Genomic DNA, 20,479 nt, shown 5'->3' with positions numbered 1-20,479 from the left:
AGAGTCACTCATCGACATCGAGTCGGTGAGTGGGCAGCCCGACGCACACGGAGGTCACCGTGGCCCGCCAGTCGCCCCAACGGCCGGACGCCGACGAGCCCGAGCTCGATGACACCACCGGCCCCGCCAAGCCGGACGCCACCGAGCCGGAGGCCGTCGCCGAGCCGGACCCCGCCGAGCGGGAGGCCGACGACGAGTCGTCGGACGTCGAGGAGTCGGACACCGCGTCGGCCCAGGCGGCCCGCGCGCTCTGGGACGAGCTGCGGATCGACCCGATCGAGGTCGCTCTGCCCGCCGGCACCGGCTTCACCCTGCGGGCCTATCGGCCGGCCCGTGACCTGACCCCCACCGACGTGGCGGAACGCGACGCCGACGACCCGTTCCTGGCCCGTCGCCAGGTCGTCGAGACCGACGACGAGGACGACGAGGACGTGGTCATCCTCGACGAGGACGTCGCCCGCGAGTTCGCCGAGAGCGACGAGGACGAGAAGCGGGACACCGACGAGGACTCGGGCAAGACCGCCTCGGGCAAGACCGCCTCGAAGAAGGACGGCGACACCGACGACACCGACGCCGAGGAGAAGGCGGAGGACGACGCCGGCGACGAGGAGGTGCCGGTCTTCCTGAGCCACCAGGGACGGCTGCTGCTGTTCAAGACTCCGGAATCCCTGGTCAGCTTCGTCCGTTCCGGCGCGCCCAACGATCTGTCCCAGCTAGACAGCTGGAATGAATTGTCCGAACGGGTGGAACCGGCGGACATCGCCCCGCTCGACGAGGACGTCTACGAGCTCGATCTGGTAGTGGAGAACCTCCGGGGCGGCCACGACACCTGGGATCCGACGCTGCTCATCGAGGCGGGCGAGGTCGCTCGGGACCTGTCGTACGCGCTGCGCCTGCCCGCCGTGCTCGACATGCTGTCCAGCGGTTCCAGCCTCGACGATCTGGACGAGGCTTTGCGCGCCTCTGTCAAGGGTGGGATCGGTGGATTCCTCGGCCGACGTAAGCTGAAGAAAATCGGGGCACAGACCGCAAGTCTGGGTTGGCGGACCATTGTCGGAAAGATCTCTGCGGTCGTGGACTGGCGCGACTGACGCGCACCAGGGAGCATCAGTTCCTGGCAGAGAAAACCGTGTGTTCCGGGAGGAGGACGACGCCGTGGCGCTCGTGCGCGTGTACTGCGGTCTGGCCTCGGCGGATCCGGCCGGCCGGCCGGTCTCGGCCGGTTCGACGCTGACGTCCGCTGTGGTCGACGACGCAGGCCGTCTGCTGCATGTCTGCGAGGTGAGCGACGACCCGGCGGGTTACGCCCTGTTGGTCACGCTGCTCGTGGAGCGCTCAGGCGGGCCGAGCGGTGCGGCGATAGCGGCCGACAGCGACGACCACACCGTCACCTCGCTGCTCAGCGCCGCCGGTCGTCCGCTGGCGATCGCCGACGACGACTCGGTCGACGACTTCGCCGAGCGGTTCGCCGACGACGACTCGCTGGAGGAGATGCAGGCGCCACCGGCCGTCCGACGGGCCGTCGGGTTGGCCCGTGCCCTCCAGGCGGGTGCCCTGTCCGCGGTGACCCTGCCGGCCCCCCGGGACCTCGCCGGCTACAAGCAGGTGCTCGCGGCGCACGCCGCCCTGGCCACCGGTCGGCACTCCGCCGCAGTCGCGCTCCGCGAGGTGCTGCGCGAGCTCTACCCGGCCGCGTTGCGCGCCTACCCGGATCCGGCCGAGTCGATCCCGCTGGCGGTGCTGGACGCGCTGCCCGAGCCGGGCATGCTCACCGACGCCGCAGGGCGGGGTCGCGACGCGGCGGTCACCGCCGACGCCGTCACCGCCCAACTGGCTGCGGAGGGCGCGGGCGAGGCGGAGGCGATCGACGAGGCGGTCACCGCGCTGCGGGTGGCGATCTCCGAGACGCCGCGCCGGTCCACGGTCAACCGGGCCCTCACCTCCGCCGCCGCCGAGACGATCCGACAGGCGGTGGCCTCGGTCCGGGCCTGCGACGCCGGCTGTGAGGCGCTGGTCGGCGCCCTGCACGCCCGCACCGCGACCCCCGCGCCGGCCGCCGGACGCCGGGCCGCCGCCCGACGTGGCGAGCCGGTGGGCGAGTTGCCCTCCGCCGCCGCTCCGGCACCGACGCCCGCGCCCGGCCTACGCCCGGTCCGACCCACCGGCCCCGAGCCGGCCGGCGGTGGCCGCCGCAGCCGGCCCGAGCCGCAGCCCGGCACCGGTCCCGCGTCGCCGCGCCCGCTCGGCCCGCCGCCGGTGGCCCCCGCACCGGTCGCGCCGCCGCCCGTCGCGCCGAACCCGCTGACCCCGGCCGCGATGGCCGGTCCGCCGGTCTCCGCGCCGCCGACGCACGCCGAGCCGGGCTCGTCGCGGATCGACGGCCCGACGAACCGTCCGATCTCGACGCCACCCCCGCCGCCGCCCGGCATCACGCCGATCGCGCCCACCCAGCGCGGGACGGTGCCACCGGCCGAGGCGGGCGAGCCGTTCCGGCCGACGCTCACCACCGCGGCGATCAACAGCGCGCGGGCCGAGCGTCAGCGCACCATCATCCCGCCGCGCCCGAAGACCACCGGCGAACCGCCGACCGGTGGGTTCAGCGCCACCGACCTCAGCGTTCCGGTTCCGGCGCCCCGGCCCGACCAGGAGCCGGCGGCGCCCCCGGGATCACGGGCCAACTGGCCGCTGGTGAACAACCCGGAGAACCCGGCGGCCGTGACCTCGCCGCTCAACCCGGTGGTCAGCTCCGCCTACGACGACCGGAAGCGGCACGAGGCACCACAGCCGCCCGCCGATCTCGGTGTCGAGCGTCGGGTGACCCCGCCGTGGCTCGCCGACGATCTGCCGCCGGAGCCGCCGGTGCTGCGGCTGGTCGAGCCGCCGCCGCTGGCCGACCGTGCACTGCGCAACGCCGCCGAGTCGGCTCAGGAGACCCCGCCGCTGCGGCTGGTCGACCGGAGTGACCCGGCACGCGCCGGACGCCCGGTGGAGCGGTTGGACCTCACCCCGCCGACGCGCCACGCGGAGCCGCCGGTGGAGCACCGGCCGCCGCCGGTCCCCGACGAGGGCGACGGCGACCTGCTGATCTTCGCCCAGGCCAGGTCCGCCTGGTTCGTCGGCCACGGCGAGAGCGCCGACCTGGACTGGTCCAGCCTGGCCGACACCGGGTGGGAGGCGGCCGAACAGGCCGCCCGTCCGGCGGTCGGCGCCGAGACCGGTGCCGGTCTGCCCAAGCGCGTGCCGCAGGCCAACCTCGTGCCGGGCTCGCCGCTGCGCGAGGAGCGTCCGCTGCGCATCGTCCGGGACGCGGCCAGCCTGGCCGAGAACACCACCGGCTACTTCCGCGGCTGGCGTCGCGGACAGGAGATCGGCGGTTTCGCGGTCGGTGGCCGACCGGGCCGGGAGTCCGCCGGTGGCTGGGACTTCACCCGGGACACCGGCGAGCGCGACGACGACCGGGAGTACGAGTACCGTTCCGCCGGCTACCGGTCCTGACGCCCGCCGCGCCCCCGCTCACCTGCGTGTTCCTACCCAGAGCCGGATGATTCGACGTCGGGTCGACGGGGCCGGGAGCGGCAGACCGCCGTCACCCGGCCGCGAGGACGTGTACGCCCTGGCGGGGGCACGCTGGCGGAGACCTCGATGTCGGTCATCGAGGTGGCACAGGAGCAGCGCCTGCCGTTCGTGTCGCTGGCCTTCGGCATGGAGCGTCACTCGCTCGGCGTCTACCGCGTCGACGGTGCTGCCTGGACCCGCCTGAGCTGAGCCGCCGGCCGGGCCTGCGGACAGCATTTCGCGCCCGGTGCCGTCCTGGGCGGCACCGGGCGCGTCGACCGATCGTCAGGCGGGAGCGACGGCCCGGGTGCGGCGCATCGTGAGCACGTACTCGACCAGCGAGATCAGCACGTGCTTCGTCGACTCGCGGTTCCGCGCGTCACAGGCCACGACGGGCACGTCGCTGGAGATAGCGAGCGCTTCCCGGACGTCCTGCGGATCGTGGTACTGCATGCCGTCGAAGCAGTTGATGGCCACCAGGTACGGCAGCCGCCGGTGCTCGAAGAAGTCGATCGCCGCGAAGCAGTCCGCCAAGCGGCGGGTGTCCACCAGCACGACCGCGCCGATCGCGCCCCGGACCAGTTCATCCCACATGAACCAGAAGCGGGTCTGACCCGGCGTACCGAAGAGGTACAGGATCAGGTCACGATCGATCGAGATCCGACCGAAGTCCATGGCCACCGTGGTCGTCGTCTTGCCCGGCACCTGCCGGGTGTCGTCGACGCCGACACCGGCGGACGTCATGATGGCCTCGGTGGTCAACGGCGTGATCTCCGAGACCGAGCCGACCAGCGTCGTCTTGCCGACGCCGAATCCACCGGCGATAACGATCTTCGCCGACGTCACGCGCCCGCTCGGGGTCGGCGGACGGTGCGACATGTCAGAGCCTGCGAAGTCCACTCAGCACCCTCTCCAGCAATTCAGTGCCCACCGCGTCGTCCGAGTCGTCCAGGATGGTCGGCTCGTGGACCGCGACCAGGCCGTCCGTCGCCATGTCGGCGATGAGCACCCGGGCCACGCCGAGCGGAAGTTGCATGCGCGCCGCGATCTCGGCGAGCGACTGCACACGTCCGTCACACAGCGCGGCGATGTACTGGTGCTCTCGGCCTTGCCCGCCGTTGCCTGTGGCAACGGCACGACCGCGCACCGTGGTCTCGACCAGCGCCTCCAGGGCGATGTCGAGGCGAGGACGGGTACGACCGCGGGTAACGGCGTATGGACGGACCAAAGCGCCGGTCGGCTCGTCACGATCGGCCATGTCGCCGCTCACCTCCTTCGTCCCCGGCACCGGCTCGCGCCGGTGCTACTCCTCGTGTGTAGTGTTCGCGCCTCGCCCGCCCCACCGGCTGGCGCGACGATCAGCCCATCATCCCGACAGCGGTACGTGGGGCCGGGGTCAGCGCATCGCCCACCCGGTCCACGAGCAGGGCCATCTCGTACCCGACCTGTCCCACGTCACTGGCCCGCGCGGCGAGGACCGCGAACGACGAGCCGTCGGAGATCGACATCAGGAACAGGAAGCCGTTGTCCATCTCGACCACGGTCTGCAGCACCGCCCCTCCCTCGAAACAGCGGGCGGCACCCTGGGTCAGGCTGACCAGGCCGGAGGCGATCGCCGCCAACTGGTCCGCCCGGTCCCGCGGAAGGTCTCGTGACGACGCCAGGAGCAGGCCGTCCGCCGAGACGGCGACCGCGTGCGCGACACCGGGTACCCGATCGGCGAAGTTGGCCAGCAGCCAACCGAGATCCTGCGTACTAGTCATCCTTCTTGCTCCTTCTGCCCGCTCCCGGCCACCGGGCCTGAGCCAGACTGCGAGGATTGCTGCCCGCCCGAAGTTCCCTCCGGGCCGGTCGGGTTGCTGTCCGACGGGTGGTTACGTCCCCGCTGGACACCCCGGTGGTAGGCGGAGAGCAGACCGCGCACCGACTCGGGGTTGCGTTTCTGCACCGTGGCCGCCGGCTTCTCCACCGCACCCGGCACGAGCTGGGCCATCGGCGTACGCTTCGGCAGCCCGGTCTGCGTGGTCGCGGCGGCGGCCGGCGTCTGGCTGGCCGCGCTGGCGGCCCGCCAACCGTCGTCGGCCGCGGTCTGCCACACACTATCCTGCGGTGCGGGCCGGTACGAGGGCCTGTTCTCGCCACCCGGACGGGGCCCACCGTTCGCGCCGTTCCCGCCGGGCGCGCTGGCGGCCGCCGGAGTGTCTGCCATCGGTGCGTTACCTGTCGTCGCGGTCGGGGTCTGCGGTGCCGGCCGACCCGGGTCGATCGCGGTGATCTGCTGGGTCGTCGTGGCACCGTTGGCCGCCGGCTGGCGGGCCCCGGCCGACTCCTCCGGTCCCGGACGACGGGTGCGGAACCACGCGGACTCAAGCTCCCGGAAGATCGGCAGCTCCATCGTCTCATCCGCGTACCGCTGCCGATTCTGGGCCTGTGGCGGAGTCGGCGTGGTCGGCTGCGGCTGCGGGGCCGAGGCGGGCCAGGCGGACGGCGCCTGCTGCTGCGGTGCCGGACGCGACACCCGGGGCAGCTCGGTGGTCATGTCCAGGGCGGCGGCCAGCCGCTCCGGCACCGCCGGGGCGGCGGGTTCCCCGGCGACCGGCGGCCAGGCCGGCGGAGCCGAGGGCTGCTGGTATCCGGTGCCCGGCGAGACGGGCCGCTGCGGCAGCCCGCCGGGAGCACCCGAGACCGGGGAGCCCGAGACCGGGTGACCGGAGACCGGAGCGCCGGAGACCGGCGGCGCGGAGTACGGCGTTCCCGAGACCGGCGGCATCGGCGGGGCGGACACCGCGGGCGGCGCGTAGGGCGACGCCTCCGGGCTGCTCGGAAGCTGGCGCGGGATGTGCGGCTGCTGCGTCGGGCCGGTCGGCTCGTCGGTGTGCCGACGCTGCGGCAGCGGGTCGTGCGGTGACCCGTTGGACGTCCGCGGGGGGAAGTTGTTCCCGCCCTGGACGCCACTGGCACCGGTCAGGTCCGACCAGGCGGGCAGATTGCCCGCACCGGCCATGGAGCCCGGCCGACCGGCACCGTTGCGGCTGGCCGGATCGAAGGGCCGACCGCCCAGCGTGACCTGGTTGCCGGAACCACCGGAACGCGGCTCGGGAGCCGCCGGAGCACCGGGACCGTGGCCGTTGTGGCCGTTCGGCGGCATGCCGCCGAACGCGGGGGCCGGACCGGGGGGCGGAGCGACCGGCGGGAGCGCCGGGAGCTGCTGCCCACGGCCGGACAGCGCACGCGGCACGAGCACGGTCGGCGGCAGCGTGACGTCGGCGACGGTGCCCCGGTCGTTGCCGGGACGCAGCTCCACCCGCACGCCGTGGCGGGACGCCAGCCGGGCGACCACGACCAGGCCCATCATCCGGGAAACCGCGACGTCCACCTGCGGCGGCGTGGCGAGACGCTCGTTGAGGTCGGTCAACTGCTCCGCGCTGATGCCGATGCCCCGGTCCTCGACGTACAGCGTGGCGCGGTCACCGACCCGGCGGGCCTCCACCAGCACCTGGGAGTCCGGCGGGGAGAACGCGGTCGCGTTGTCGAACAGCTCGGCGACCAGGTGGACCAGGTCGTTGACGGCGTGCGCGGCGACCTCGATGTCCCGGTCGATGACGCCGAACTCGATCCGGGTGTAGTGCTCGACCTCGGACTGGGCGGCCCTGAGCACGTCGATCAGCGCAGCCGGCTCCCGCTGCACACGGGTCGAGTCGGCACCGGCGAGGACCAGGAGGTTCTCGTCGTTACGGCGCATCCGGGTGGCCAGGTGGTCGAGCTGGAACAGCTCGGCCAGCCGGTCCGGGTCCTCCTCGCCGCGCTCCAGCCGGTCGAGGTGGCCGATCAGCCGGTCGACCAGGATCTGCGAACGGCGGGCGAGGTTGACGAACATGGTCGCGACGGACGCCCGCAGGGCGGCCTGCTCGGCGGCGGTCCGGACCGCCTCCAGGTGGACGGCGTTGAACGCCTCGGTCACCTGCCCGAACTCGTCCTTGCTGCGGACCGGGAGCGGCTCGGCGATCTGGTTGGCGAGCTGCATCGGCGAGAGCTGGCCGGTGACCTGCGGGTCGCGCAGCCGGGCCACCGCCTGGGGGAGGCCGTACTGGGCGATGGAGAGCGCACCCTGTCGGAGGTCGCGCAGCGAGCGGGCCATCGAGCGGGCCACCAGGAACGCCAGGAAGATGGCGAACAGCAGCGTGGTCAGCAGCAGGCCGGTCTCCAGGAACACCTGCCGCTGCACGTCGGAGCGGAGGTTGGCGGCCTCGGCGGCGACGTCCGAGTCGAACTTGGACTCCACCGACCGGATCAGTCGGCCGTTGGCGACCATCGCCGTGTCCCACTCCTCCGGCGTGAAGTCGAGGCCGCTGAGGGTGTCCGAGGTGTCGGCGTTGACCTGGCTGATGTAGATCGTCGCCTGCCGGCGGTCACCACCGCCGATGGTCTGGGCGTGGAACTCCGCCTCGGCCTCGGTGGCGACCGCGTTGAAGCTCTGCTGCGCCTGCTGCTGGCCGGTCTCGCTGGAGATGTAGTCGGTGCGCAGGGTCGAGCTCATGCCGCCCTGGATCATGGCGCGGTGCACGACCACCCGACGGACGGAGAGCCACTCCTTCTCCCGCGCGACGGCGGCGGAGGCTCGCATCCGGTCGCTCAGGTCGTTGTCACCGGCGAGCTGGCTGGCCGAGTCCCGCACGGAGAGAAGCTGGTTGATCAGCTCGTCGTACGACTGGAGCGTGTCGGTGATCTTGAACTTGCCGTTGATCACCTGGCTCCGGGTGCCCGGCAGGTCACCGAGGCGCTCGTCGATCTGCGTCAACAGGTCCTGGAGGCTGGGCGGCAGGTCGGTGAGGTCGGAGCGCTGCGACGAGTAGGGGTCGGCGGCCCGGTCCACGGCGCCGGCGACGTCGCTGTAGCGCGCGGAGGCGTTCTTCTTCGCCTCCGACTCGCCCTGCCCGGCCGGCTGCGGTGCCACGCCGAGGAGCAGGACGGCAGCCGTCCGCTCGTCCTGGAGACCATCCACCAGGGCACCGGAGTGCCCGATGAGCTCGGCGAGGTCACCAGCCCGGTTGGCGTCGCCGAGCGAGTCCAGGTGGTCGACCAGACCACTCGTGCCCACGACGACCGTGGCGATGGTCGGCACGATCATGATGAGACCGAGCTTGGACCAGATCGGCATGTCGCGGAGCCGACCGACCGGCCGGCCCATACGCGACAGGAAGGAGCCTGCCGTCTTCGGTCGTTTGCTCACGTCACCGCCCTCGTGATTGCAGCGTCCGCGTTGTCTTGCGGACAACGCCCAGCAGCCGACCCGGCGGGTCGGACCATCCGAGATTCCATCACGCCTCTCGGGAAAGAGAAAGCCCAGGTTGGCCCCAGCCAAAGGTGTGATGAGATGTTGACGCAATTTGATCGCGGTCCGTCTGTTCGGAGTCACTGAAGGTAATGGAACCCCCGCACCGAGTCGTCCTCCTCGCCGGCCCCTCCGGCTCCGGAAAGTCGTACGTAGCACGACAAACCGGTCTGCCAGTGCTCTGTTTGGACGATTTCTACAAGAATGGCAATGACCCATCGTTACCTCGCCGAGATGGCCAGATCGACTGGGAGTCGCCCGCTTCCTGGGACGCCGAAACGGCCGTCGAGGTGATAACCCGACTGGCGAGGCATGGTCGGGCAGATGTCCCCGTCTACGCCATCAACGAGGACCGGCGGGTGGCCACTCGGCCGTTCGAGCTGGCCGGTTCGCCACTTTTCGTGGCCGAAGGGATTTTCGCTGCGGAGATCGTCGAGGAATGCCGCTCGCGGGGCCTGCTCGCCGGGGCGTACGCGCTGCGCCGACCGCGCGGGGCGACCTTCCTCCGGCGGCTGGCCCGCGACCTCGCCGAACAGCGCAAGGGTCCCCGGGTGCTGCTGCGCCGGGGCGTGACGCTGCTGCGGGCCGAGCCCGCGGTGCTGCGCCGCCAGACCGGGCTGGGTGCGGAGGCCGCCCGCGCCCGGGAGATCCTGCGTCAGGTCGCCGGTCTGCACCGCCCCGGTCACCCACCGGCCCGGTGAACCGACGCCGCGGACTCAGGCCAGCAGCTTGGCGTACGCGGGCTTGATGACCTCGTCGATGATCCGGAGCCGCTCGTCGAACGGGATGAAGGAACTCTTCATCGCGTTGATGGTGAACCACTGCACCTCGCGCCAGCCGTAACCGAACGCCTCGCAGAGCAGCGCCATCTCCCGGGACACCGAAGTGCCGCTCATCAGCCGGTTGTCGGTGTTCACGGTGACCCGGAACCGCAGGTCACGCAGCAGCCCGATGGGGTGCTCGGCAATCGACGCCGCAGCACCGGTCTGCACGTTGGACGACGGGCAGAGCTCCAACGGGATGCGCTTGTCCCGCACGTACGCGGCCAGTCGACCGAGCACCGGCTCCGCGCCGACGGTGATGTCGTCCACGATGCGTACGCCGTGGCCCAGCCGGTCGGCCCCGCACCACTGGATCGCCTGCCAGATCGACGGCAGCCCGAACGCCTCGCCAGCGTGGATCGTGAAGTGGAAGTTCTCCCGCTGGAGGTACTCGAAGGCGTCCAGGTGCCGGGTGGGCGGGAAACCCGCCTCGGCACCGGCGATGTCGAAGCCCACCACCCCGTGGTCGCGGTGCCGGACCGCCAGCTCCGCGATCTCCTGCGAGCGCGCCGCGTGCCGCATCGCGGTGAGCAGCGTGCCGACCCGGATCGGCGTACCGACCTCGGCGGCGAGCGCACTGCCCTCGACGAACCCGGCCAGCACCGCCTCGACCACCTCGTCCAGGCTGAGGTTGCGCTCCAGGTGCTGCTCCGGGGCGAAGCGCACCTCCGCGTAGACCACCCCGTCGGCGGCCAGGTCCAGCGCGCACTCCCGGGCCACCCGCCGCAGGGCCGGAGCGGTCTGCATCACGGCCACGGTGTGCGCGAACGTCTCCAGGTAGCGCTCCAGCGAACCCGAGTCGGCCGCCGCCACGAACCAGTCCCCCAGCGCCGCCGGATCGGTGGTGGGCAGCTCGTGACCGACCTCGGCGGCCAGCTCGACGATCGTCGCGGGCCGCAGACCGCCGTCCAGGTGGTCGTGCAGCAACGCCTTCGGTGCCTTGACGATGTCCTCATACCCGATGTTCGCGGCCATGACCAGACCCTAGTGCGCAACGGGCCGCTGGGTACGCTCGGGAGCGTGGATCTGGCCTGCGACCTGCTGTGGTGATGGAAACTCGCGTCGTCGAGCGGCTGCGCTGCCCGGTCTGCGCGGAGCCACTGGCCGAGGTGTCCGCCGGTGCCGCCCGCGCGCTGACGTGTCCGCGTCGGCACAGCTTCGACATCGCCCGACAGGGGTACGTCAACCTGCTCGCCGGTCGCGCCCCGCACGGCGGGGACAGCGCGGAGATGGTCGCCGCACGGGCGGACTTCCTCGCCGCCGGCCACTACGACCTGATCTCCGCCGCCCTGGCGGACGCGGGCACCACGATCGTCGAGACCGTCGGCTCTCGCCCGGATGGCCCGCACCAGGGTGTCCCGACCGACGCCGTCGGGGCGTACCCGCTGGTGGTGGAGGCGGGCGCGGGCACCGGTCGGCACCTCGCCGCGGTGCTGACGGCGGTGCCGGCGGCCGTCGGTCTCGCCCTGGACGTCGCCAAGCCCGCGCTGCGCCGGGCCGCCCGGGCGCACCCCCGGATCACCGCGGCGGTCGCCGACACCTGGCAGCGCCTGCCGCTGGCGGACGCCTCGACCGCGCTGCTGCTGAACGTCTTCGCGCCCCGCAACGGCGCGGAGTTCCACCGGGTCCTCGCACCGACCGGGCGGCTGCTGGTGGTGACGCCGGTCGTCGACCACCTCGCCGAGCTGGTCGACGCGCTCGACCTGCTCCGGGTCGACCCGGCCAAGGCGGACCGCGTCGCCGCCGGTCTCGGCGGGCACTTCGTCGAGGTGTCGCAGACCGAGCACCGGCAGGAGCTGAGCCTGACCGGTCCGGAGGTCGCCACGCTCGTCGGGATGGGCCCGAGCGCCTGGCACACCGATCCGGTCGGGCTGGCCGACCGGATCGCCGCCCTCGGCGAGCCGGTCCGGGTGACCGTCGCGGTCCGCCTCGGCGTGTACCGCCCGCGCCTCGGGTCCTAGGTGGAGAGGTCGACCTCTTCCCAGCCGGGGGGCTCGTCGTGGTACGGCCCGCGCAGCATCACCGCCCACTCCAACGCCCAGCGGCGCTGGCCGATGGCGTTGGCGTCGACCAGCCCCGGCAACAACCGCCCGGCCCGGCTCACCTCCAGGTACGCCCAGTCCAGGCAGTAGTGCAGGTCGAGCAGGGCGGCGGCGTCGGCCGGATGCTGCGGCGCGGTCAGGATGCGGGCCTGCCAGCGCCGGAAGGTCTCCCCCTCGACGATGTTCGGCAGGCGCTCGACCAGCCGCTCGTCCACCGGCAGCGTGGGGTCGAGCTGCTTGGTCAGGCCGAGTACCCAGGTCAGGGCGAACAGCGCGTCGTGATGCAGCACGAACGAGCGGTGGTCGCCCTTGGCACCGGAGACGAACTGGAACTCCGGCGGAGTGACCATCTCCAGCAGGTGCGAGGCCAGCAACCAGCTCATCGCCGCCTGCGGGGGCATGCCGAAGCACCGTGCCTGGATCAGGTGCAGGACGGCGATCCGCGCCTCGACCTCCGGGGTGGGCCGCAACTCGATCTCGTCGCCGGGTTCCCACACGAGCGGGAACTGCGGCGGCGGCAGTGGCAGCCGCAGCCGGGACAGCTCCTCCAGGCTCGCTTCACGCACCTCGCGAGGGTCGGGAGCAGGCACGATCACGGCAACATCCCTGTCTGGTCGTGATGTCTCGGGCGCCGAGTAGTCCCCCCTGGCCTGCGAGGATAGCGGGCGGACCGGCCCGGCACCATGGGGCGCGACCAGGGTGGACTCACTCCACCCGTTCGAGCACCAACGACACCGCGGCCGGCGGGGTGGCCGCGAGAGTCACCGCGCGAGCCGCCTCCGCCAACGCCGCCGGAATCCTCTCCGGGCTCTCGGACCGCAGCTCATAGAGGGGATCACCGGCTCGGACCGGGTCGCCGGGCCGCTTGTGCAGCAGCACACCGGCAGGCACGCTGACCGGGTCCTCCTTGCGGGCCCGACCGGCGCCGAGCCGCCACGCGGCCACCCCCATCGCGTACGCGTCGACGGTCGCGACGTAGCCGTCCGTCTCGGCGCGTACCACCTCGACCTCGGGCGCGGTGGGCATCGGCGCGTCCAGGTCTCCGCCCTGCGCCCGGATCATCGACCGCCACACGTCCATCGCCCGCCCGTCGCGCAGCGCGGCGGCGGGATCGGCGTCGGGCAGCCCGGCGGCGTCGAGCATCTCCCGGGCCAGCGCCAGCGTCAGTTCCACCACGTCGGCCGGGCCACCGCCGGCCAGCACGTCGACCGACTCGGTGACCTCGATCCCGTTGCCGATGGCCAGGCCGAGCGGCGTCGACATGTCGGTGAGCAGGGCGACCGTGCGGACGCCGTGCGCCCCGCCCAGCTCCACCATGGTCCGCGCCAGCTCACGGGCGTCGTCGACCGACTTCATGAACGCGCCGGAGCCGACCTTCACGTCCAGCACCAACGCCCCGGTGCCCTCGGCGATCTTCTTGCTCATGATCGAGCTGGCGATCAGCGGGATCGCCTCGACCGTGCCGGTGACGTCGCGCAACGCGTACAGCTTGCGGTCGGCCGGGGCCAGTCCCGACCCGGCGGCGCAGACCACCGCGCCGAGATCGCGCAGTTGGGCGGTGAACTCCTCGTTGCTGAGCGCGGCCCGCCAGCCCGGGATCGACTCCAGTTTGTCCAGCGTGCCGCCGGTGTGTCCGAGGCCGCGCCCGGAGAGCTGGGGCACCGCCGCGCCGCAGGCGGCCACCAGCGGAGTGAGCGGGAGGGTGATCTTGTCTCCGACGCCGCCGGTCGAGTGCTTGTCCACGGTCGGCCGGGACACCGACGACAGGTCCAGCCGCTCGCCGCTGGCGATCATCGCGGCCGTCCAGCGGGCGATCTCCGGCCCGGTCATCCCGTTCAGCAGGATCGCCATGGCCAGCGCCGACATCTGCTCGTCGGCCACCGTCCCCCGGGTGTACGCGTCCACCACCCAGTCGATCTGCGCGTCGGAGAGCACTCCCCCGTCCCGCTTCGCCCGAATCACGTCAACCGCAGTGAACACACTCACCTCTGAACCCCATCCCTCCACACGTCACCACCCGCCCACCGGTCGATCCCGCAACAGACGCACAAGCCGCACGCACGTCGGGCCGGGGGCCCCAACATCAACCACCCCAGCGCACCGGAATCTCCACCGGCGGCTCGCCCTCACCGGCCCAGAAGATCGTGCCCGACGCGTCCACCACCACGACCCGGGGCGTGCGCGCCAACCCCCAGGTGATCGCCTCCGCCGGGTCGTCCCAGGTCGGCGCCTCCTCCAGCACCCCGGTCTCGGCGCCCGCGTCGTCACCGGCCGACCGTTCCCAGTAGGCCGTCCAGATCTGCTGGCCGGCGGAGAGGTCGGGGTGCACGAAGACGGTGCCGCGTCCCCGCCAGGCGGCCAGCCGGTCGGGGACCACCGGTACCGGCCGTTCCCGGGTGACCGCGTCGAGGTCGGCCACGTCGAACGCGTGCGGCAGCAGCTCCGCCATCCGCAGCGGGCCGTCCTTGGACTCGATCAGGCACTCCGGCCCGCCCTGTTCCCAGAGCAGTTGCCGGCAGCGCCCGCACGGCATCAGCGGCTCACCGGTGGCGTCGACGCAGGACAGTGCGACGATCCGGCCGCCACCGGTGGCGTGCAGCGAGGAGACCACGCCGCACTCGGCGCAGAGCACCACCCCGTACGCGGCGTTCTCGACGTTGCAACCGACCACGACCCGGCCGTCGTCGACGAGTGCCGCCGCGCCCACCGGGAACTTCGAGTACGGCACGTACGCGTGCCGCATGACCTCGGTGGCGGCGGCGCGCAACCGCGCCCAGTCGATCTCCATGCTGCGCTCCCCTGGATCAGCCCTTGATGTACGGCTTGCCGTCGGCGGCGGGTGCCCGGACCCGGCCGACCAGCCCGGCCACGGCCAGGATCGTCGCCAGGTACGGCAGCATGGCCAGGAACTGGCCGGGGATGATGCTGTTGATCGCGCCCAGGTAGGTGGCCAACTGGTCGGCGAAGCCGAAGAAGAGCGCCGCGAGCAGCGCCCCCGTCGGGCTCCACCGTCCGAAGATCAGTGCGGCCAGGGCGATGAAGCCCTTACCGCCGATCATGTTCTTGGTGAACGAGTAGAGCGCCAGCGTGTACGACGCGCCACCGATGCCGGCCACCACACCGGCCAGCAGCACGTTGCGGTAACGCACCCGCAGCACCTTCACGCCCAGGGTGTCCGCCGCCGTCGGGTGCTCGCCGACCGACCGGGTCCGCAGACCCCACCGGGTCCGGAACAGCGCGATGTGGATCACGAGCACCAGCAGCAGGGCGAGGTAGAGGAAGATGCTGGACCGGAACAGCGCCGGCCCGAGGACCGGGATGTCGGACAGCAGCGGGATCTCCCAGTTGCTGAACCGGGGTGCGCTGTTGTAGCGCGCCGCGTCGGTCTGCATCAACCGCTCGTAGAGGAAGCCGGTGATGCCGACCGCGAGCAGGTTCAGCACGATGCCCATGACCACCTGGTCGACCAGGTAGCGGATGCAGAAGACGGCGAGCAGCAGCGAGATGAACGCGCCGCCGATCGCGGCGGCGACCAGCCCCACCCAGACGCTGCCGCTGATGCTGCCGAACAGCGCGCCGCTGAACGCGCCCATCAGCAACTGCCCCTCGATGGCCACGTTGACCACACCGGAACGCTCGCAGAGCACACCGGCCAGGGCACCGAAGATCAGCGGCAGGGCGAGCAGGAACGTGCCGCGCACGATGTTGACCAGCGGCATGAAGTTCTGCCCGGTCGGTGCGGCGGAGACCTGCCAGCAGAGGAAGGAGAGCACGAAGGCGACCAGTCCGACGGCGAGCAGCGGGACGAACCAGCGTTTCGGCACGCCGACCAGCAGCGCCGCCCCGGTGGCCAGCGCGATCAGTCCGAAGAGGACCGCGCCGACCGTCCCGTGGATCTCCAGCGCGGCCCCGGCGGAGTCCTCGCTGAGCGTGAAGCGGGCCTGCTCACCCGTGGCGAGCGCGCCGAACAGCACGGTGGCCAGCAGGCCGAGGGCCGACAGCACCAGGCCCACCTTGCGGGTCCGGGTCCAGAAGCCCTCGTCGACCTGCGCGACCGCGACGTCGGGGACGGCCGTGGTGGACATGCCTCACCAGCCCTTCGCGAGGCTCGTCTGCAACCGGGCGGCGCGGGCCGCCCGGAGCTGGAAGATCGCCTTCACCAGGGCCGGCGCGGCGATGAAGATGACGATCAGCGCCTGGAGCACGGTGACCAACTCCAGCGAGATCCCCGAGTACGACTGCATCCGGTTGCCGCCGGCCTGCAACGCGCCGAACAGCAGCGCGGCCAGCGCCACCCCCCACGGTTTCACCCGGCCGAGCAGGGCGACCAGGATGCCGTCGAAGCCGATCTGCGCGACCACCAGCGGGGTCAGGGCGGCGGCGGTGGTGCCGAGCACCATCTGCGAGCCGCCCAGCCCGGCCAGCGCCCCGGCGAAGACCATGATCAGCACGTACGTCCGGGTGACGCTGATGCCGGCGGTGCGGGCGGCGTCCGGGTTGGCGCCCACCGCGCGCAGCTCGAAACCGATCGTGGAACGGTTGAGCAGCCAGGCGACCGCCAGGGTGGCCAGCACGGCGAGGATGATCCCGGCGTGCGCCCGCAGCCCGTCGCCGAACAGGCGCGGCAGTTGGGCGGAGGCGTCCACCGGCCGGCTGATCGCGTCGGTGCGATTCGGGTCCTGCACGCCGTTCTGCACGATCAGCCAGGTCAGGAAGTAGACCGCGATGTAGTTGAGCATGATCGTGTTGATCACCTCGTGGGCGCCGGTCCGCGCCTTGAGGATGCCGGGGACGAAACCCCAGATCGCGCCGCCGACCGCACCGGCCAGCACGGCGACCAGCAGGTGCAGGCCGGGCGGCAGCGGCAGCAGGAACCCGGCCAGCGCGGCCAGGATCACGCCCATGGTGGCCTGGCCCTGGGCGCCGATGTTGAACAGGCCGCCCCGGAAGGCCAGCGCCACCGACAGGCCGGTGAAGACCAGCGGCGCGGTGTAGGTGAGCGTCTCCGAGATGGGGCTCAGCGCCGCGTTGACGGTGGTGGCGGCCGGGTCGAAGACGCTGCCCTTGAACAGGTTCGCGTACGCCTCGCTGACCAGCGTCCAACTCGCGTTCAGCGCGTCGGCGGGGCGGGCGGTGAAGTAGGCGTAGGTGGCCAGCACGTCCGGATCAGAGATGATCATGAGGATGGCGCCGACCAGCATCGCCAGCACCAGCGACAGCAGGGTCACGGTGAACGTGTTGGCCGCCCACAGGTTCTCCAGGAACAGCCGGCCCAGGGTGGGGCGCTCCTGCGGGGACTGCCCGGTGGTGGCCGTCTCGGCGCGCTCGGTGTCGCCGATCGCGGTCCGGTTGGCCTGCTCCTCGCTCGCCGGTTCCTTGTCCGGCGAGCCAGGCTGTGGGATTGGCTCGCTCATGCCGGCACTCCGCTTCGCTCCATACCGTCATGAGGCACCACCGCACTGAGCCTGATGATTCGCTCGCTGGGCTCGCTCATGCCGGCACTCCGCTTCGCTCCATACCGTCATGAGGCACCACCGCACTGAGCCTGATGATTCGCTCGCTGGGCTCGCTCATGCCTTCTCGTCCTCGTTGCCGGGACCCTCGGGGGCCGGGGCCACGCCGTCGGTGGTGGCCGTGACGTCGCGGTCGGTGGTCGCGGTCGTGCCGTCGGCGGTCGCCGAGTCCGCGTCGGTCACCGCCGCCTCGTTCCGGTCGCTGGTCGCCACGGCGGTGCCGTCGGCGGCTGCGGTGCGCTCCGGGGAGCCGCCGGTCGCGTCGGGGCTGATGCCCGCCATCAGCAGACCGATCTCCTCACGCGGGGTGTCCGGGCCGACGATGCCGATGATCCGGCCGCGGTACATCACCGCGATCCGGTCGGCCAGCCCGATCACCTCGTCGAGTTCGCTGGAGACCACGAGTACGGCGGTGCCCACGTCGCGCTCGCGGATGACCTGGCTGTGGATGAACTCGATCGAGCCGACGTCCACGCCCCGGGTGGGCTGGGCGGCGATGAAGAGTTTGAGCGGCCGGGACAGCTCCCGCGCCACGATCACCTTCTGCTGGTTGCCGCCGGAGAGCGTACCCACCGGGGCCTGGGCCGACGAGGTCCGGACGTCGAACTGGTCGATCCGCTCCTGTGCCGACTTCGCGATCGCGTCCGGCTTGAGTGACAGTCCGCTGCCGAACGGCGGCCGGTCGTAGATGTCCAGCACCAGGTTCTCGGCGACGCTGAACTCCTTGACCAGGCCGTCGACGCTGCGGTCCTCGGGGACGTAGCCGACCCCGGCGCGCAGCACCTTCTTGGTGCTCCAGCCGTCGACGCGTTGGCCGTCGAGGCTGATCGTGCCGGCGAGCACCGTGCGCAACCCCATGACCGCCTCGATGAGTTCGGTCTGCCCGTTGCCCTGCACGCCCGCGACGCCGAGCACCTCGCCCGCGCGTACGGTCAGGTCGACGCCGTCCACCGCGCGGACCTGCCGGTCGTCGTCGACGACCAGGCCGGAGATCTCCAGCACCGGGTCGCCCGGCGTGGCCGGCGCCTTCTCCACGGTGAGCCGGACGCTGCGACCGACCATCAGCGCGGCCAACTCGTCCCGGCTGGCCTCGGGCGACGCGGTGCCCACCGTCTTACCGCGCCGGATCACCGTGATCCGGTCGGCGATCGCCTTGACCTCACCGAGCTTGTGGGTGATGAACACGATGGACTTGCCGGCGGCCTTGAGCGACCGCATCACGGTGAGCAGTTCCTCGGTCTCCTGCGGGGTGAGCACCGCGGTCGGCTCGTCCAGGATGAGCAGGTCGACGTCGCGGGTCAGCGCCTTGACGATCTCGACCCGCTGCTGGACGCCGACCGGCAGGTCCTCGATCACCGCGTCCGGGTCGACCCGCAGGTTGTAGCGCTCCGAGACCTCGGCGACCTCGCGGCGGGCCCGGCGCCGGTCCAGGAATCCGGCGATGCCGCCGCGCACCTGCTCCGCGCCGAGCATGATGTTCTCGGTGACCGTGAAGACCGGTACGAGCATGAAGTGCTGGTGCACCATGCCGATCCCGGCCGCGATCGCGTCGGAGGGACCGCGCAGCTTGAGCGGCGTGCCGTCGACCAGGATCTCGCCCTCGTCGGGCTGGTAGAGCCCGTACAGGACGTTCATCAGGGTCGACTTGCCCGCGCCGTTCTCGCCGAGCAGGGCGTGGATCTCTCCAGGCTCCACCGTCAGGTCGATGTGGTCGTTGGCGACCAGATCACCGAACCGCTTGGTGATGCCGCGCAGTTCGAGTCTCAGCGCAACCTCCTGGAGTGCGAAGCGATGGTGCAGCGTAGCTGCTGGCGAACGGTGTGCGGCCGGAACCCGACCGGGGGCACGGACCGGCCGCCCCGAGCACGGGTCTCCCCGCGCCGGAGCGGCCGGATCATGATTCGGCTCCGCGTACCGGTCGCCCCGGTGATCGTCTCACCGGGGCGACCGGTGCCGGGTCACTTCGGCTGGGCGGCCGACTCGACCTTGACGGTGCCGGCGGCGATGTCCGCCTTCAGCTTGTCGACCTCGGCCTTGAGCTCGGCCGGGACCTTGCTGTCGAACTCGTGGTACGGGGCGATCGAGACGCCGTCGTTGGCCAGCGTGCCGACGAAGCCCTCCTCGGCGTTGAGCTTCTCGCCACCGGCGGCCTTGAGCACGGCCTCCTTGACGGCGCCCGGGATGTTCTTCACCACGGTGGTGATGATCGCCGAGCAGTCCGGCGTGCTCTCGCAGCCGTCGACGTCCACCCAGATGGTGTTGTACTTGCCGCCGGAGGCCTTGGCCGCACCGGTGGTGCCGAGGCCGGCGCCGCCGGCGACCGGCATGATGATGTCCGCGCCCTGGGCGACCAGCGCGTCGCTGACCTTCTTGCCCTCGTCCTGCTTGATGAAGTCGTTGGTGAACGACCCGTTCTGGGTCTCCTTGTTCCAACCCAGGGCCTGCACGTTGGCGCTCTTGGCCTGGTTGTAGTGCGCGACGCCGTCGGCGAAGCCGTCCATGAAGATGGTCACCGGCGGGATCTTCATGCCGCCGTAGGTGGCCACCTTGCCGCTCTCGCTCATGCCGGCGGCGACGTATCCAGCGAGGAAGCCGGCCTGGGCGGTGTCGAACTCCATCGGGTAGACGTTGCCCACCCCGGGGTTGGCGTCGACGATCGCGAACTGCTGGTCCGGGTTCGCCTCGGCGATCTTCTTGGTGGCGTCGCCCATCAGGCCACCGACGGCCAGGATGAAGTCGCAGTCCTGGTTCACGTACTGGGTGAGGTTCGGCTCGTAGTCCGCCTCGGCCTTGGACGCGACGTACTTGATGTCGACGTTGCTGTTCTCGGCCTTGGCTTCCTCGAGACCCTTCCAGGCCGAGGCGTTGAACGACTTGTCGTCGATGCCGCCGACGTCGGTGACCATACAGGCGACGTACTTCTCGCCGCCCGAACCGGCGTTGTTGTCCTCATCCGGGGCCTCGCCACAGGCGGCGGCGCTCAGTACGAGCCCACCCGCCGCGATGACCGAGGCGATCCGCATCCCACGCACCGAGCGCAAGACGTCTCCTTCCCACTGCACACCGCGTGGTTGCGGTGGCTGCCCTTGAACCGGCTTGCGCTGTGCCGCCGGCATCCCACGTTACGGACGCAGAGCGTACGCCCGCGCCCACCTGCCGAACGACAATCGTGCAGGACTGTTGGAGGCCTGTTACCCGTACGTAATGCTCCGGTGG

At 71.8% G+C, this 20,479-nt stretch carries 16 protein-coding genes and 1 pseudogene; 5 read left to right on the top strand and 12 right to left on the bottom strand.

Annotation, left to right across the window (positions count from 1 at the left end; genetic code table 11):
• Positions 1-29 precede the first annotated feature (29 nt).
• The 3 genes and pseudogenes from ACQVFL_RS04025 to ACQVFL_RS04015 all read left to right on the top strand — a co-directional run bounded on the left by ACQVFL_RS04025 (position 30) and on the right by ACQVFL_RS04015 (position 3,765).
• Positions 30-1,091 carry a DNA primase gene (locus tag ACQVFL_RS04025; RefSeq protein ID WP_431728709.1) on the top strand — a complete coding sequence of 354 codons (1,062 nt, stop codon included), beginning with the start codon at positions 30-32 and terminating at the stop codon, positions 1,089-1,091.
• A 1,075-nt stretch (positions 1,092-2,166) separates the two neighbouring features.
• Positions 2,167-3,495, top strand: a pseudogene (locus tag ACQVFL_RS04020) (transposase); the annotation flags it as partial.
• A 147-nt stretch (positions 3,496-3,642) separates the two neighbouring features.
• Complete coding sequence (locus ACQVFL_RS04015) at positions 3,643-3,765, top strand: hypothetical protein (RefSeq protein WP_396692485.1); 123 nt, start codon at positions 3,643-3,645, stop codon at positions 3,763-3,765.
• Positions 3,766-3,840: 75 nt separating this feature from the next.
• Here the strand turns inward: ACQVFL_RS04015 and ACQVFL_RS04010 are convergent, their stop codons facing one another.
• The 4 genes from ACQVFL_RS04010 to ACQVFL_RS03995 form a co-directional block, all read right to left on the bottom strand.
• Positions 3,841-4,434, bottom strand: coding sequence for a GTP-binding protein (locus tag ACQVFL_RS04010; RefSeq protein ID WP_117228677.1), 594 nt, complete (start codon positions 4,432-4,434; stop codon positions 3,841-3,843).
• 1 nt (position 4,435) lies between these two features.
• Positions 4,436-4,813 carry a DUF742 domain-containing protein gene (locus ACQVFL_RS04005; RefSeq protein WP_091416218.1) on the bottom strand — a complete coding sequence of 126 codons (378 nt, stop codon included), beginning with the start codon at positions 4,811-4,813 and terminating at the stop codon, positions 4,436-4,438.
• Positions 4,814-4,913: 100 nt separating this feature from the next.
• A complete protein-coding gene (locus ACQVFL_RS04000; RefSeq protein WP_131057168.1) occupies positions 4,914-5,318 on the bottom strand; it encodes a roadblock/LC7 domain-containing protein in 405 nt (134 codons plus the stop codon).
• Positions 5,315-8,785 carry a nitrate- and nitrite sensing domain-containing protein gene (locus ACQVFL_RS03995; protein WP_431728708.1) on the bottom strand — a complete coding sequence of 1,157 codons (3,471 nt, stop codon included), beginning with the start codon at positions 8,783-8,785 and terminating at the stop codon, positions 5,315-5,317. Before ACQVFL_RS03995 ends, ACQVFL_RS04000 begins: the two co-directional genes overlap by 4 nt.
• Positions 8,786-9,246: 461 nt before the next feature.
• On the opposite strand from ACQVFL_RS03995, the gene ACQVFL_RS03990 reads away from it, so the two are divergent.
• Positions 9,247-9,588, top strand: a complete 342-nt coding sequence (locus ACQVFL_RS03990) for a hypothetical protein (protein ID WP_396692481.1) — start codon at positions 9,247-9,249, stop codon at positions 9,586-9,588.
• Between the two features lie 15 nt (positions 9,589-9,603).
• Here ACQVFL_RS03990 and ACQVFL_RS03985 read toward each other — a convergent pair whose 3' ends face one another.
• Entirely contained in the window at positions 9,604-10,683 is a 1,080-nt protein-coding gene (locus ACQVFL_RS03985; protein ID WP_396692479.1) for an adenosine deaminase, read from the bottom strand.
• 74 nt (positions 10,684-10,757) lie between these two features.
• On the opposite strand from ACQVFL_RS03985, the gene ACQVFL_RS03980 reads away from it, so the two are divergent.
• Complete coding sequence (locus tag ACQVFL_RS03980) at positions 10,758-11,669, top strand: putative RNA methyltransferase (RefSeq protein WP_396692477.1); 912 nt, start codon at positions 10,758-10,760, stop codon at positions 11,667-11,669.
• Here the strand turns inward: ACQVFL_RS03980 and ACQVFL_RS03975 are convergent.
• The 7 genes from ACQVFL_RS03975 to ACQVFL_RS03945 form a co-directional block, all read right to left on the bottom strand.
• Positions 11,666-12,346: a DUF4272 domain-containing protein gene (locus tag ACQVFL_RS03975; RefSeq protein ID WP_396692475.1), complete on the bottom strand. Its 681-nt coding sequence runs from the start codon at positions 12,344-12,346 to the stop codon at positions 11,666-11,668. The genes ACQVFL_RS03980 and ACQVFL_RS03975 overlap by 4 nt on opposite strands.
• 109 nt (positions 12,347-12,455) lie before the next feature.
• On the bottom strand, positions 12,456-13,736 hold the full coding sequence (locus ACQVFL_RS03970) for a thymidine phosphorylase (RefSeq protein WP_431728707.1): 1,281 nt from the start codon (positions 13,734-13,736) through the stop codon (positions 12,456-12,458).
• A 97-nt stretch (positions 13,737-13,833) separates the two neighbouring features.
• Positions 13,834-14,538, bottom strand: coding sequence for a cytidine deaminase (locus ACQVFL_RS03965; protein WP_396692472.1), 705 nt, complete (start codon positions 14,536-14,538; stop codon positions 13,834-13,836).
• A gap of 16 nt (positions 14,539-14,554) precedes the next feature.
• Positions 14,555-15,835, bottom strand: a complete 1,281-nt coding sequence (locus ACQVFL_RS03960; protein ID WP_396692470.1) for an ABC transporter permease — start codon at positions 15,833-15,835, stop codon at positions 14,555-14,557.
• A gap of 3 nt (positions 15,836-15,838) precedes the next feature.
• Positions 15,839-17,164 (bottom strand): ABC transporter permease, encoded by a 1,326-nt coding sequence (locus tag ACQVFL_RS03955; RefSeq protein ID WP_431728706.1) that lies wholly within the window; start codon positions 17,162-17,164, stop codon positions 15,839-15,841.
• 156 nt (positions 17,165-17,320) lie between these two features.
• Entirely contained in the window at positions 17,321-18,970 is a 1,650-nt protein-coding gene (locus ACQVFL_RS03950) for an ABC transporter ATP-binding protein (protein ID WP_396692743.1), read from the bottom strand.
• Positions 18,971-19,221: 251 nt separating this feature from the next.
• Complete coding sequence (locus ACQVFL_RS03945; protein WP_431729766.1) at positions 19,222-20,286, bottom strand: BMP family lipoprotein; 1,065 nt, start codon at positions 20,284-20,286, stop codon at positions 19,222-19,224.
• Between the last annotated feature and the right edge of the window lie 193 nt (positions 20,287-20,479).

It is taken from the genome of Verrucosispora sp. TAA-831 (assembly GCF_050780145.1).
In the GTDB taxonomy this organism is placed as follows: Bacteria; Actinomycetota; Actinomycetes; order Mycobacteriales; family Micromonosporaceae; genus Micromonospora.
Note: the sequence above shows the minus strand (reverse complement) of the source record. Positions and strands in the feature narration are given on the sequence as shown.